General features: G+C 63.3%; 13 protein-coding genes. 8 read left to right on the top strand and 5 right to left on the bottom strand.

What is annotated here, in order from left to right:
• Nucleotides 1-2 precede the first annotated feature (2 nt).
• Genes AC07SU_RS04000 through AC07SU_RS03990 form a run of 3 tightly spaced genes read left to right on the top strand, consistent with a single transcriptional unit; the run spans nucleotide 3 to nucleotide 2943 of the window.
• Nucleotides 3-1145, top strand: a complete 1143-nt coding sequence (locus tag AC07SU_RS04000; RefSeq protein WP_176996833.1) for an ABC transporter ATP-binding protein — start codon at nucleotides 3-5, stop codon at nucleotides 1143-1145.
• Nucleotides 1142-2062: an ABC transporter permease subunit gene (locus tag AC07SU_RS03995; RefSeq protein ID WP_176996832.1), complete on the top strand. Its 921-nt coding sequence runs from the start codon at nucleotides 1142-1144 to the stop codon at nucleotides 2060-2062. Before AC07SU_RS04000 ends, AC07SU_RS03995 begins: the two co-directional genes overlap by 4 nt.
• Nucleotides 2059-2943 carry an ABC transporter permease subunit gene (locus AC07SU_RS03990; RefSeq protein WP_176996831.1) on the top strand — a complete coding sequence of 295 codons (885 nt, stop codon included), beginning with the start codon at nucleotides 2059-2061 and terminating at the stop codon, nucleotides 2941-2943. Before AC07SU_RS03995 ends, AC07SU_RS03990 begins: the two co-directional genes overlap by 4 nt.
• A 142-nt stretch (nucleotides 2944-3085) precedes the next feature.
• On the opposite strand, the gene AC07SU_RS03985 is transcribed toward AC07SU_RS03990, so the two are convergent.
• A complete protein-coding gene (locus tag AC07SU_RS03985) occupies nucleotides 3086-3727 on the bottom strand; it encodes an HD domain-containing protein (protein ID WP_494996269.1) in 642 nt (213 codons plus the stop codon).
• A 258-nt stretch (nucleotides 3728-3985) separates the two neighbouring features.
• Between AC07SU_RS03985 and AC07SU_RS03980 the strand changes: the two genes are divergently transcribed.
• Complete coding sequence (locus tag AC07SU_RS03980) at nucleotides 3986-4951, top strand: GlxA family transcriptional regulator (RefSeq protein ID WP_494996268.1); 966 nt, start codon at nucleotides 3986-3988, stop codon at nucleotides 4949-4951.
• On the opposite strand, the gene AC07SU_RS03975 is transcribed toward AC07SU_RS03980, so the two are convergent.
• Nucleotides 4929-5282, bottom strand: coding sequence for a carboxymuconolactone decarboxylase family protein (locus AC07SU_RS03975; RefSeq protein WP_016973032.1), 354 nt, complete (start codon nucleotides 5280-5282; stop codon nucleotides 4929-4931). The genes AC07SU_RS03980 and AC07SU_RS03975 overlap by 23 nt on opposite strands.
• A 99-nt stretch (nucleotides 5283-5381) precedes the next feature.
• On the opposite strand from AC07SU_RS03975, the gene AC07SU_RS03970 reads away from it, so the two are divergent.
• The gene (locus AC07SU_RS03970; protein WP_176996828.1) at nucleotides 5382-6296 is read left to right on the top strand and encodes an AraC family transcriptional regulator; all 915 of its coding nucleotides are present in this window, start codon (nucleotides 5382-5384) and stop codon (nucleotides 6294-6296) included.
• 76 nt (nucleotides 6297-6372) lie between these two features.
• On the opposite strand, the gene AC07SU_RS03965 is transcribed toward AC07SU_RS03970, so the two are convergent.
• Both AC07SU_RS03965 and AC07SU_RS03960 read right to left on the bottom strand, forming a co-directional pair.
• A complete protein-coding gene (locus AC07SU_RS03965) occupies nucleotides 6373-8727 on the bottom strand; it encodes a penicillin acylase family protein (protein WP_494996267.1) in 2355 nt (784 codons plus the stop codon).
• A gap of 32 nt (nucleotides 8728-8759) precedes the next feature.
• A complete protein-coding gene (locus AC07SU_RS03960) occupies nucleotides 8760-9335 on the bottom strand; it encodes a DUF6436 domain-containing protein (protein WP_494996266.1) in 576 nt (191 codons plus the stop codon).
• A 99-nt stretch (nucleotides 9336-9434) separates the two neighbouring features.
• Between AC07SU_RS03960 and bipL the strand changes: the two genes are divergently transcribed.
• Nucleotides 9435-10376: a phospholipase BipL gene (gene bipL, locus AC07SU_RS03955; RefSeq protein ID WP_494996265.1), complete on the top strand. Its 942-nt coding sequence runs from the start codon at nucleotides 9435-9437 to the stop codon at nucleotides 10374-10376.
• Between the two features lie 102 nt (nucleotides 10377-10478).
• Here the strand turns inward: bipL and AC07SU_RS03950 are convergent, their stop codons facing one another.
• Nucleotides 10479-11231 (bottom strand): DUF2059 domain-containing protein, encoded by a 753-nt coding sequence (locus tag AC07SU_RS03950; protein WP_494996264.1) that lies wholly within the window; start codon nucleotides 11229-11231, stop codon nucleotides 10479-10481.
• 131 nt (nucleotides 11232-11362) lie between these two features.
• Here AC07SU_RS03950 and AC07SU_RS03945 point away from each other — a divergent pair, with 131 nt between their 5' ends.
• A complete protein-coding gene (locus AC07SU_RS03945) occupies nucleotides 11363-11995 on the top strand; it encodes a 2OG-Fe(II) oxygenase (RefSeq protein ID WP_494996317.1) in 633 nt (210 codons plus the stop codon).
• 2 nt (nucleotides 11996-11997) lie between these two features.
• Nucleotides 11998-12480: a 2-thiouracil desulfurase family protein gene (locus AC07SU_RS03940; protein ID WP_176996823.1), complete on the top strand. Its 483-nt coding sequence runs from the start codon at nucleotides 11998-12000 to the stop codon at nucleotides 12478-12480.
• The last annotated feature ends 67 nt before the right edge of the window (nucleotides 12481-12547 follow it).

Here is a 12547-nt window from a genome sequence, read left to right as displayed (position 1 = left end):
AAATGGCAGTTGCCTCCGGCGCCTATAAGAAAGCCCTCGAGGGCGACCAGACACCGAAAAAGGTGTTGGTCAAAATCGACCGGGTCACGAAGAAGTTCGACGAGACGATTGCCGTGGACGATGTGTCCCTGGAAATCAAGAAAGGCGAGATCTTCGCCTTGCTCGGCGGTTCGGGTTCGGGCAAATCCACCTTGCTGCGCATGCTCGCAGGCTTCGAGCGCCCAACGGAAGGTCGCATCTACCTCGACGGTGTGGACATCACCGACATGCCGCCCTACGAGCGGCCGATCAACATGATGTTCCAGTCCTACGCCCTGTTCCCGCACATGACCGTGGCGCAGAACATCGCCTTCGGCCTGCAACAGGACAAGATCCCCAAGGCCGAGATCGACGCCCGCGTGGCCGAGATGCTCAAGCTGGTGCAGATGAGCCAGTTCGCCAAGCGCAAGCCGCACCAGTTGTCCGGTGGCCAGCGCCAGCGTGTGGCCCTGGCGCGCTCCCTGGCCAAGCGCCCGAAACTGCTGCTGCTCGATGAGCCCATGGGCGCCCTCGACAAGAAGCTGCGTTCGCAGATGCAGCTGGAGCTGGTCGAGATCATCGAGCGCGTGGGCGTGACCTGCGTGATGGTGACCCACGACCAGGAAGAGGCCATGACCATGGCCGAGCGCATCGCGATCATGCACCTGGGCTGGATCGCCCAGATCGGCAGCCCGATCGACATCTACGAAACCCCCACCAGCCGCCTGGTGTGCGAGTTCATCGGCAACGTCAACATCTTCGACACCCAGGTGGTGGACGACGCCGAAGGCCACGCGGTACTCAAGTGCCCGGACCTGGACCGCGACATCTACGTGGGCTACGGCATTGCCACTGCCGTGGAAGACAAGTCGGTGACCTACGCCATCCGCCCTGAAAAGCTGCTGGTGACCACCGAAATGCCGACCTGCGAGCACAACTGGTCCAGCGGCAAGGTGCACGACATCGCCTACCTGGGTGGCCACTCGGTGTTCTACGTGGAACTGCCCAGCGGCAAGCTGGTGCAGTCGTTCGTGGCCAACGCCGAGCGCCGTGGCCAACGCCCAACCTGGGGTGACCAGGTGTACGTGTGGTGGGAAGACGACAGTGGCGTGGTACTTCGCTCATGAACATGAAGAAGCTCAAGCGCCAGCTGCAACGAATAACACCCGGTGGCCGGCATGTGGTCATCGGGATCCCTTTCCTCTGGCTGTTCCTGTTCTTCATGCTGCCGTTCTTCATCGTCTTGAAGATCAGCTTTGCCGAAGCCGACGTCGCGATCCCGCCTTACACCGAGATCTACACCTTCGTTGAGCAGAAACTGCAGTTGGTGCTCAACCTGGCCAACTACGCGATGCTGGGCGACGACGAGTTGTACATCGCCGCCTACCTGGGCTCGCTGAAGATGGCGTTTTTCAGCACGCTGCTGTGCCTGCTGATCGGCTATCCGATGGCCTACGCCATTGCCAGTGCGCGCAAAGAGATGCAGACCGTGCTGGTGCTGCTGATCATGATGCCGACCTGGACCGCGATCCTGATCCGCGTGTATGCGTGGATGGGTATCCTCAGCAACAACGGCTTGCTCAACGGCTTCCTGATGTCCATGGGGTTGATCAACGAGCCGCTGCAGATCCTCAACACCAACATCGCGGTGTATATCGGCGTGGTCTACTCGTACCTGCCGTTCATGATCCTGCCGCTGTACGCCAACCTGGTGAAACACGACCAGAGCCTGCTGGAAGCCGCGTCCGACCTGGGTTCGAGCACCTTCAACAGCTTCTGGAAAATCACCGTGCCGCTGTCCAAGAACGGCATCATCGCCGGCTGCATGCTGGTGTTTATCCCGGTGGTGGGTGAGTTCGTGATTCCTGAGCTGCTCGGCGGCCCGGAAACCCTGATGATCGGTAAAGTGTTGTGGCAAGAATTCTTCAACAACCGTGACTGGCCGGTGGCGTCTGCCCTGGCGGTGGTGATGCTGGCGATCCTGATCGTGCCGATCATCCTGTTCAACCGCAGCCAAGCCAAAGAGATGGAGGGCAAGATATGAAGCGCGTCAGTTTCTCAAGCTTCATGCTGGTGGCGGGGTTGTTGTTTATCTACCTGCCGATGCTGATCCTGGTGATCTACTCGTTCAACGAATCCAAGCTGGTGACCGTGTGGGGCGGTTGGTCGGTGAAGTGGTACGTGGGCCTGCTGGACAACACCCAGTTGATGGGCTCGGTGGCCCGCTCCCTGGAAATCGCCTGCTACACGGCGGTGGCCGCGGTGGCGCTGGGTACGTTGGCGGCCTTCGTGCTGACGCGCATCAGCCACTTCAAGGGCCGCACGCTGTTCGGCGGCCTGGTGACGGCGCCGCTGGTCATGCCAGAAGTGATCACCGGTCTGTCGCTGTTGCTGTTGTTCGTGGCCATGGCGCAGATGATCGGTTGGCCCCAGGAACGTGGCATCGTCACCATCTGGATCGCTCACACCACCTTCTGTGCGGCGTATGTGGCGGTGGTGGTGTCGGCGCGCTTGCGTGAACTGGACCTGTCGATCGAAGAAGCGGCCATGGACCTGGGTGCGCGGCCGTGGAAGGTGTTCTTCCTGATCACCATCCCGATGATCGCGCCATCCTTGGCGGCGGGCGGCATGATGTCGTTCGCGCTGTCCCTCGATGACCTGGTACTGGCCAGCTTCGTCTCGGGCCCGGGCTCGACCACCTTGCCGATGGAAGTGTTCTCGGCGGTGCGCCTGGGGGTTAAACCCGAGATCAACGCCGTGGCCAGCCTGATCCTGCTGGCGGTGTCGCTGGTGACCTTCCTGGTGTGGTTCTTCAGCCGTCGTGCCGAAGAGATGCGCAAGAAGGCGATCCAGCAAGCCATCGAAGAAGCGGCGGCAGACGGCTGGCAACAGCCCGACAAGCGCCGCGCGCCTGCACCGGTCTAACTGGCGCAACGTGGTAAAAAAATGTGGGAGCTGGCTTGCCTGCGATAGCGGTGTATCAGTCGACAGATGAGTCGACTGGCACGGCCTCATCGCAGGCAAGCCAGCTCCCACAGTGGTTTTGTGGTGTTTATGGGGTTGTGTTTCAGGCAGCCCAAGGCGATTTGCGAATCACCTCCACAAAGTTCATCGGCTTGAACCCTGGCTTCTGATCCACCAGCACATCCGTCTTCACGTTGCCAAACGTGGTCTGCGGGCGATGGCGCAAGCCGTCGGCGAACGCGCAGATGATGCACTCTTTGAACCCTTCACCCCGTGGATGCGCATGCACCACCGCTTCGCGCTGCACGCTGGAAAACGCGGCGTAGTCCATGCCCAGCACGTCCATTTCCACGCCCGCCGTCACCAGTGCCACGGTGGGGCGCAAATGTTGTGGCACACCCGGCGTGGTGTGCAGGGCGATGGACAGCCACACCTGTTCGATATCGTCATCGCTCAGCCCGTAAGGCTTGAGGAATGCTGCCGCCGCATTGGCGCCGTCCACTTCGAAGCGTTCGTTGTCACTGCGATGACCTTCGACCAGGCCCAGGTCATGGAACATTGCGCCGACGTACAGCAGCTCCGGGTTGTAGGCCAGTTGCTTGCGCTCACCGCTCAAGGCACCGAACAGGAACACCCGACGGGAGTGGTGGTACAGCAGGTCCGATTCGACGTCGCGGATGTATTCGGTAGTGGCCCTGGCCAGGGCGCTGTCCGGGATCTGGATGCCGGCGATGGTGGTGCTCATGGTCGTTCTCCTCAAGAAGCGCCGGGGGTGGCGCCGATGAGTCCAGTCTGGTCGCGCGCCCGCGAAGGGGCTATCGCCGCGAGGGCGCGATCCCGGCCAACCTGCCTTCATATCGCGCCATGGGCGTACACGATCAAATGTGGGAGCTGGCTTGCCTGCGATAGCATCACCTCGGTATACCTGATACACCGAGGTGTCTGCATCGCAGGCAAGCCAGCTCCCACAGGGTTTCGTGTCCGCCAGTCATAAGGTTTCGCCATGCATAGAACCGTCGCCATCCTGATCTTCCCCGGCGTCCAGTCACTGGACGTGACCGGCCCCCTGGATGTGTTCTGCGAAGCCAACCGCTTTTTGCCGCCTCAGGATCACTACCGGCTGGAAGTGATCGGCTTCGGCCACGGCAGCCTGGCGGCGTCCAACGGTTTGTCGTTGCAGGCCCACCGGCATTACAGCGAAGCCCTGCAGGCCTACGACCTGCTGCTGGTGGCGGGCGGCCCGCAATTGCCGTTCGAAGATTTCGGTGCCGAGTTCGATGACTGGTTGCGCGGCGCCACCGCCCGAGCGCAGCGTTTTGGCTCGATCTGCAACGGCGCCTTCATGCTCGCCCGCGCTGGGCTGCTCGACGGCAAAACTGTCACCACCCACTGGAACGACGCCGCTGACCTGGCGCGCCTGTGTCCTACGGCCCAGGTCGAGGCCGATCGCCTCTACGTGCAGGACGGCAACCTCTACACCTCGGCGGGCGTCACGGCAGGTATCGACTTGTCGCTGTATTTGCTGGCCCAGGACCACGGCCCGGAAGTCGCGCTGAGCGTGGCCAAGCGCCTGGTGGTGTTCACCCAGCGTTCGGGCGGGCAGTCGCAGTTCAGCCCGTTCCTCACGCCCCACGCCGAAACCACCTCGGCGGTGGCCTTGGTGCAGTTGTACGTGCTGGCGAACCTGACGGGGGACCTGACCATTGCGGACTTGGCCAAGGCGGCCAATATGAGTGCGCGCAACTTCTCCCGGGTGTTCGCCCGGGAAGCGCGGATAACGCCCGCCGAGTTCGTCGAGCGGGCGAGGGTGGATGCGGCGCGGGTGATGCTCGAAAGCAGCCCCGCACCGCTCAAGACCGTGGCCTATCAGTGCGGCTTTCGCGACGCCCAGCACATGCGCAGTGTGTTCAACCGCCGGCTGGGCGTGACGCCGCAACAGTTTCGGCTCAACTTTGCGGCGCCGGTTTGAGGGTGTCGTAGGCTTCCAGGGCGCGCAGCGAGTAGATGTACGCAGCACCGGCGTTCAGCGAGATGGCGGTTGCCAGGGTCGCAGCGACTTCTTCACGGGTGGCGCCGGCCTTGATTGCCGCATCCGCATGCACACCGATGCAGCCGTCGCAGCGGGTGGTGATGGCCACGGCGATGGAGATCAGCTCACGGGTCTTGGCGTCGAGGACGTTGTTTTCCTCGGCAGCTTCGCCCAGCGCCATGTAGGCTTTGACCATCTTCGGGTTGCTCTTGCCCAGCGCGCCAAAGGCTTTCTTCACGGTAGGCAGCAAGTCGGACCAGTTATTGAACATTGCGGTAACTCCTGAACGGGTTGGGTGTGAAGCCAGTGTGTGCCGTGCGGGGTTGGCGTTATTGTTCAATCCGCTCATCTTTTTGACCGATGTTCGCAAATGAATTCGATCGACACCCTCATCGCGCTGGCCAACCTGCGCGGCAGCCTGGACCTGCGGTGCCAGTTCCAGGGCGACTGGGCCATGGACCACGCGCCGGAAGCGTTGGGCGTGGCGCCTTACCACATCGTGCTCAGCGGCACCTGCCGGGCCGAGTTGTCTGGCGGCCAGCAGGTGACCCTGGAACCCGGCGATATCCTGCTGATGCCCGGTGGCGCCACTCACTTGCTGCGCAGCCAGGGCGCGCGGCGTGCGCCGAGCCAGCCGCAGGTGATCGACGGCGGGCTGCTCAAGGTGCATCGCCTGGGGGGCAACCAGCCGGATATCGATATGCTGTGTGGCTCCTTTCACTACAACCGCCAATCGTTGCTGTTCGGTGCGTTGCCGGAATACCTGGTGGTATCCAGCCGCGAGTGGCAGGGCGATGGGCAACTGGCGGCGCTGATCGCCCTGATGCGCAGTGAAGCGGACGGGCAGCAGCTGGGCGCACGAACCTTTATCGATGCGCTGTCATCGGCGCTCTTCACCCTCATCCTGCGCACCTGGCTGAACCGCCAGGCGCCGGTCGCCGGTACGTTTGCGCTGTTGGCTGATAAGCGACTGAGCAAGGCCTGGCAAGCGATGCTGGCCGAGCCTGGGCATGAATGGACCATCGACAATCTGGCAGCCGTGGCAACGATGTCGCGGGCGACCTTCATGCGGGCTTTTGTGAAAGTCGCGGGTGTCTCGCCGTGGCTGCTGTTGACGCAGTTGCGCATGGAGCTGGCGTACAACCTGCTGCGCCAATCGCGCCTGAGCCTGCTGGATATCGCCGCCCAGGTGGGTTACCAGTCCCAGGCGGCGTTCAGCAAGAAATTCAAGGAGACCTACGGCGAGGCGCCGGGGCGACTGCGTTCAAACGCCGATCACCTGTAGGAGCCGGCTTGCCGGCGATAGCGGTGTGACTGAAATACCGCCATCGCCTGCAAGCCGGCTCCTACAGTGTTTACGGTTATCGGGCAGGCAGCAATTTCAGGGTGCCGCGCGTATTCGCCGTCACTTCCTCATCACTGAAATGCGCTTGCTCATACCCCCCTTCGATGTACGTCTCCGCCTGATCCCCATAATGCGCATCAAACGGCACGCCGCTTTGCCCCACCGGGTTGATGGTGAGGGCGTGGGCCGGGTCGGCGAAGTCGATCAGGCGGCGGGTCGACGGACCGTAGGTCACGGGCCACGGCGCCGGGCCGATCATGGCGGATTGGTTGTTGGGCACTTCGTGGGTGCCCGGCGCAGGGAACGGGCCAACGTTGAACACCTTGTCCAACGGCTTCTGCATGCCCAGCGGGTGGCCGTGGGTCAGGGTGTGCGCCTTGCCCCATTGCCACTGGGTTGGGTCATCGCCAAAGGTGGCTTTGAGGTGTGCCAGGCTGTTGTCCCAGGCGAGCTTGACGGTGTCGGCGCGCTTGCCATCCCACCACGGCGAATCCGGCGTGGCCGCCAGGCGCGGCAGGGCGGCGTCGATTACGCGGGTGCCGAGCAGGGTCTTGAACAGGGCGTCGCCCAGCTTGGGATGGAAGGCGGCGTCGGTGAGGTTGAACAGGAACTGGTTGAACAGCGTGGCACTGGTGGAGTCCAGCGGGTAGTCACCTTTCCAGGCGGCCAGTTGCTCCACCAGCTTGAGCTGTGCCGGGTCCTTGACCACGTCGCGCAATACCGGCAACAGCGGCGCCAGCAAGCGAGGGCCGTAGGCGGTGGTGGTGCCCAGCTGCAATGCCTGGCTGTTGTTCACGTCCCACTTCACGCTCTTGTCGCTCAACTGCGCATTCAACTGCTGACCACGATCAGGCAGGTTGTAATAGCCGGGAATCTCCATGCCCGTGGGCGAGACCGGCTGGGCATTGGCCGACACCACATAACCGCGCGCCGGGTTTTCTTCCTGGGGGTTGGCGCTGAAGGGGTAGAAGCCCAGCTTGTCGGCCTGGGCGGTGCTGCCGTCGAGGATAAACCCTGCATTGGCGCCCGCCGGGCGAATCGGCAACTGCGCCGCCGCCCACCAGCCGATATCGCCCTTGGCGTTTGCCCAGACGATGTTCAGGCCCGGCGCAGACACTTTGGCCGCTGCCGCCCGAGCCTTGGCCAGGGTGTCGGCACGGTTGAGCTGGTAGAACCCTTCGAGGATCGGGTTCTGCGTGTCGAGGAAGGCCCACCACATGGCAATCGGCGTCTTGCCGGCGTTCTCACCCAGCACGTCGTTGACGATCGGGCCGTGGGGCGACTGGCGCAGGGTGATGGTCACCGGTGCCTGGCCTTTCACGGCGATCTGCTGCTCGCTGGTGGTCATGTTCACCCATTGGTCGTGGTACCAGACCTGGTTGGGGTTGTCCGGGTTGACCTTCTCGGCGATCAGGTCGAGGTCGTCGTTCTGGAACATGGTCAGGCTCCAACCGAAGTCCAGGTTGTGCCCCAGGAACGCCACCGGCACCAGCGCGTTGTGATAGCCGTACAACTCAAACCCCGGCGCCGACAGTTGCGCCTCGTACCACACCGACGGCACCGAGAAGCGAATGTGCGGGTCACCCGCCAGCAACGGCTTGCCGCTCTTGGTGCGGCTGCCGCTGATGGCCCAGGCGTTGCTGCCTTCGAACTGCGGCAAGCCATTTTCGGCCAGGGCCTGCTCGCTGAGGGAGGCCAGGGCGCCGAGGTTTTGCCAGTCGCTGGCAGCCAGGTTCAGGGCGCCCTTGGGTTGCCAGTCCAGGTCGAAGACTTTCAGGTAGTCGCTGCCCAGCTGGTCGCGTACGTAAGTCAGCAGGGGTTCGGTGCGAAAGGCGGCGGCAAAGCTGTAGGCCATGTAGCCGGCGACGCTGATGGTGTCTTCAGCGGTAAACGGCCGCTTGGGGATGCCCAGCACGTCGAATTCCATGGGGCTGGCGTGGCTGTCCTGATACTGGTTGATGCCGTCCAGGTAGGCTTGCAGCGCTTTCCACGCAGGCGAGTCGTGGTCCAGCTGTTCCACGTAACTCAAGGCGCGTTCGCGAATGCGCAGGCTGCGGAACAGCTTGTCGGTGTCCAGCAGTTTGGGCCCGAGCACTTCGGCCAGTTCGCCACGGGCCAGGCGCCGCATGATTTCCATCTGGAACAGGCGGTCCTGGGCGTGCACATAACCCAAAGCGCGGTACAGGTCGGTCTCGTTCTCGGCGCGGATATGCGGCACGCCACGGTCGTCGTAGCGCACCGTGACCGAGCCTTGCAGGCCGGCCAGCGTGACCGTGCCCTGGCGGGTGGGTTGCTTGCTGTAGACGTACCAGCCGCCCGCGAGGGCGAGCAGCACCACCAGAACCGCGAAAACCTGCAAGACGCGCTTCATGAACATTCCTTACCAAGAGTGGGGGTAACAGGCTACAGATCCTTAGGCCACGAACAATAGCAGCCCACCGCCAGGGTGTGCGTGGCATTCACCTCGCGTCCGGCTTCAAGGGCCTTGAGGATCGGCTCGATAAAACTGTTACTGGAATTGCACGTCAGCCCTTCGCTGTAGGGCCCGAAATACGCGAGCTTGCCGCTGCGGTCCCAGATGCCCACGGCGGGGCTGGCGGGCACTTGGTCGGCGCCGGACAGGGCGGTGAGGGTTTTCATCTGGCGCAGGTTGTCGGGCAGCTTGCCGTGGCTGCCGGCTTTTTGCAGGGCGTAGAACTCGACGCCGTGGGGCGCGTATTGCTCGATCAGCTCGCCCAGGTGTTGCTGGTTGCCAACATTGCACGGGCAGGCCGGGTCCCAGAAGTGCACCAGGCGGATCGGGCCCGGGCCGCTCAGCTCGGCGGGCAGGCGCAGGGCGTCACCGGAAAACACCGCCGTGTGCTCGCTGAAGGCCCGCAGGTAGCGGCCCTGGAACCAGTCGTAGGCTGCCCACAGCACGCCGGCGCAGATGATCAGGATCAGGCTGGCGAACAAGGCGGTACGGTAAGGCTGTCGCATTCAGATCAATCCTCGAAGGTCGCGTAGCTTGCCATGCTTGTCCTGACAGATGAATATCGCAGCTCGATATTCATCTTCGCCGTCAGTCTGGAACCCTTTATGCCCGTCACCTTTGACCCCGATCATCTGCGCGACAGCTTGCGCCCCCTGGTGGATGCGCAACCGCTGAGTGCCGAGGCGCGGGTCTACCAGCGTTTCTACGGGCTGGACCTGGCCAAGCGCACGGTGCCTGCGGTGAGCCGCCTGGGGCGCTTCGAGGTCGACGGTTTTGAGGTGGTGGCGCAGGTCTGGTGGCCAAAGGCGCCGGTGGCGACGATGTTCCTGTTCCACGGTTTCTATGACCACATGGGGCTGTACCGCAACGTGGTGGACTGGGCGCTGGACCAGGGCTTCGTGGTGATCGCCTGCGACCTGCCGGGCCATGGCCTGTCCAGTGGCGCGCGGGCCAGCATCGAGGATTTCTCGGTGTATCAGGACGTGGTCCAGGCGCTGTTCGCCCAGGCATCAGCACTGCGATTGCCCCAGCCCTGGCACCTGTTCGGGCAAAGCACCGGCGGGGCGGTGGTGGTGGATCACCTGCTCAACCACGGCGCCGACAGCCCGGCCCAGGGCAAGACCTTCCTGCTGTCGCCGCTGGTGCGGCCGCGTGCGTGGGGCTGGTCGCAGGTCAGCTACTACCTGCTGCGCCCGTTTGTAAAAGGCATTGCGCGGCGGTTCAGCGAGAACACCAACGACCCCGCGTTCAAGCCGTTCCTGGAAGCCGACCCGTTGCAGCCGCGCCAACTGCCCACCGCCTGGGTGGGCGCGCTCGCCCGCTGGATCAAACGCATCGAAGCCGCACCGCGCAGTTCGCGGCGGCCGGTGATTATCCAGGGGGAGGAAGACATGACGGTGGACTGGCAGCACAACCTGTTGGTGCTGCGGGGCAAGTTTGACCAGCCTGAGGTGCTGATGCTGCCGCGTGGCAGGCACCACCTGGCCAATGAAATTCCGGAAATTCGAGAAGAGTACTTCCGGTATCTAACAGCCCATCTGAAATAACACCGCCCCTGTGTAGGAGCCGGCTTGCCGGCGATGGCGGCATCAGATGTGTCGCACGTCTTGAGGCCGCCATCGCTGGCAAGCCAGCTCCTACAAGGAAGGTTATTGCGACAGGCTTGAGGTGCTTTGGCCGACCGCCAACCCTGCGCGGATGGCCGCCAACGCCGCCTGGTAATACGCCTTGCCGTCCGGTGACTCGGCAAACGTGGCGAATTCTTCCAGCTCCGGGTCAGACAAATCCCGATAGACGTACAGCAGCGTGTTGTTCAGATCCTTGTCGATCTGCTGCATCAACCGCTCGCGCTGACCATTCAACATGCCTTGGGCCTGACCGCCCCCCAGCAGGCCAGGGATCATCTGGCTCAGGCTGTCGGCCGCCACCCCGGCAATCGCCAGGCTGACTTCTGCGCCCGCTTCGCGAGCTGGCAGCGCCTGGGCCAGGTGACCGATGATCAGGCTGCGGGTGGCGTCGGTTTCGATTTTCGGCAGGCCTTGGGCGTTCTTTGCCAGTTGGTCGCGGCGGGTGGCGAGCAGCTCGGCGGCGACAATCTTGCGGCCCAGGGGCGACTGGAAAAACGCCAGGGCGGGCTTGGGGTCCGCCAGGTTCTTGCGCAGCTGCGCCTCGGCACGCTGGTCTACGGCCTGGGCGGCGAAGCGTTTATTGCTGTTGTCCACCAACGCTTGGTATACCGCTGGCGGCAGGCTATTGCGGTAGCGTTGCTGGGCGGCACTCAGGGCGTCATTGAAATGCGCACGTTGTTCGGCCCAGCCGGCGACCTTGTACAACTGGTCATGGCCGTCTGCCCAAGCGGGCAAAACGCAGAACATCAGCACGGAAAAAAACAAACGACGCATATGGACTCCTGTCAGTCGGCCACTATTGTCCGTGTCGGGCGTAGGATTTGTCGAGAAATCCTATCGGTCACCTGACTAAAGTGTATTCAGACGCTCGGCGGCTCTGTCGGATTCACAGGCGTATGGATACTATGCGCGCCATGCAAATTCCCCTCGATCACTCGCTGTTGCAACGTATTGTCGACGACCTCGCCGAAAAAGGCTGGTCCCGGCAGGACGGCTTCCTGCCCCAGGCTCTGACCCTGGAATTGGCGGCTGAGTGCCGTAAACGTAAAGCCGAAGGTGAGCTGGCGCCGGCAGCGGTCGGGCGCGGGCCTGCGCAGGAGATCCGCGAGGGGATTCGCGGTGACCATATCCAATGGCTCGAAGAGGGCGATGCTGCCGTTTGCGGCACCTACATGGGGTTGATGGACGGCCTGCGCCAGGCGATGAATCGCGATCTGTTCCTGGGCCTTGAGGATTTCGAAAGCCACTTTGCGATGTACCCGCCCGGGGCGTTTTACCTAAAGCATGTGGACCGCTTTCGCGACGATGACCGGCGCATGGTCTCGGCAGTGGTCTACTTGAATGACGCCTGGCTGCCCGAACACGGCGGCCAGTTGCGCATGTACCTCAAGGACGGCGCAGAGTACGACGTAGAGCCCAACGGCGGTTGCCTGGTGGTGTTCCTGTCGGGCGAAGTGCCCCACGAAGTTTTGCCGGCGACGCGTGAGCGGCTGTCCCTCACGGGCTGGTTTCGCCGGCGCGGCAACGAGCCGTTTTAACCATGGAAAAGATCCTAGTCAGCCGTTGCCTGCTCGGGCACAAGGTGCGTTACGACGGCGCCGGCAGCGGGCCGTTCGATCAGTTGGCCGCATGGCAGGCTGAGGGGCGGGTGGTGGCGATCTGTCCGGAAGTGTCCGGCGGGTTGCCCACCCCCAGGCCTGCGGCTGAAATTCCGGGCGGGCAGGGGGTGGACGTATGGGAAGGCCGTGCCCGGGTGCTGACCGCCGACGGCGAGGATTTCAGCGAGGCGTTTCTCGACGGCGCCCGCCAAGCCCTGGCGTTGGTGCAGCAGCACAACATCCGTATCGCCATTCTCAAGGCCAATAGCCCGTCGTGCGGCAACCTGCTGACCTATGACGGCACGTTCTCGGGTGTGAAGGTGAGCGGTGAGGGTGTGACGGCGGCGCTGCTCAAGCGCCATGGCGTGCACGTCTTCAGCGAGCTGGAGCTCCCCCAGGCCGCCCAGGCACTCAACAACCTGTAGGAGCCGGCTTGCCGGCGATGAGGCCCTTAAGGTTTGCGAACAACCTGAGGCCGCCATCGCCGGCAAG

The organism is Pseudomonas sp. GW821-FHT05H12, from assembly GCF_059419385.1.
This window is presented reverse-complemented; position numbering and strand designations above follow the sequence as displayed.

Bases quoted from the DNA above. Each gene is read 5' to 3' on its own strand.
- AC07SU_RS03970 (WP_176996828.1), top strand. From the start codon at position 5,382: ATGAATTCGATCGACACCCTCATCGCGCTGGCCAACCTGCGCGGCAGC.
- AC07SU_RS03960 (WP_494996266.1), bottom strand. From the start codon at position 9,335: ATGCGACAGCCTTACCGTACCGCCTTGTTCGCCAGCCTGATCCTGATC.
- AC07SU_RS03980 (WP_494996268.1), top strand. From the start codon at position 3,986: ATGCATAGAACCGTCGCCATCCTGATCTTCCCCGGCGTCCAGTCACTG.
- AC07SU_RS04000 (WP_176996833.1), top strand. From the start codon at position 3: ATGGCAGTTGCCTCCGGCGCCTATAAGAAAGCCCTCGAGGGCGACCAG.
- AC07SU_RS03995 (WP_176996832.1), top strand. From the start codon at position 1,142: ATGAACATGAAGAAGCTCAAGCGCCAGCTGCAACGAATAACACCCGGT.
- AC07SU_RS03985 (WP_494996269.1), bottom strand. From the start codon at position 3,727: ATGAGCACCACCATCGCCGGCATCCAGATCCCGGACAGCGCCCTGGCC.
- AC07SU_RS03940 (WP_176996823.1), top strand. From the start codon at position 11,998: ATGGAAAAGATCCTAGTCAGCCGTTGCCTGCTCGGGCACAAGGTGCGT.
- bipL (WP_494996265.1), top strand. From the start codon at position 9,435: ATGCCCGTCACCTTTGACCCCGATCATCTGCGCGACAGCTTGCGCCCC.
- AC07SU_RS03990 (WP_176996831.1), top strand. From the start codon at position 2,059: ATGAAGCGCGTCAGTTTCTCAAGCTTCATGCTGGTGGCGGGGTTGTTG.
- AC07SU_RS03965 (WP_494996267.1), bottom strand. From the start codon at position 8,727: ATGAAGCGCGTCTTGCAGGTTTTCGCGGTTCTGGTGGTGCTGCTCGCC.
- AC07SU_RS03945 (WP_494996317.1), top strand. From the start codon at position 11,363: ATGCGCGCCATGCAAATTCCCCTCGATCACTCGCTGTTGCAACGTATT.
- AC07SU_RS03975 (WP_016973032.1), bottom strand. From the start codon at position 5,282: ATGTTCAATAACTGGTCCGACTTGCTGCCTACCGTGAAGAAAGCCTTT.
- AC07SU_RS03950 (WP_494996264.1), bottom strand. From the start codon at position 11,231: ATGCGTCGTTTGTTTTTTTCCGTGCTGATGTTCTGCGTTTTGCCCGCT.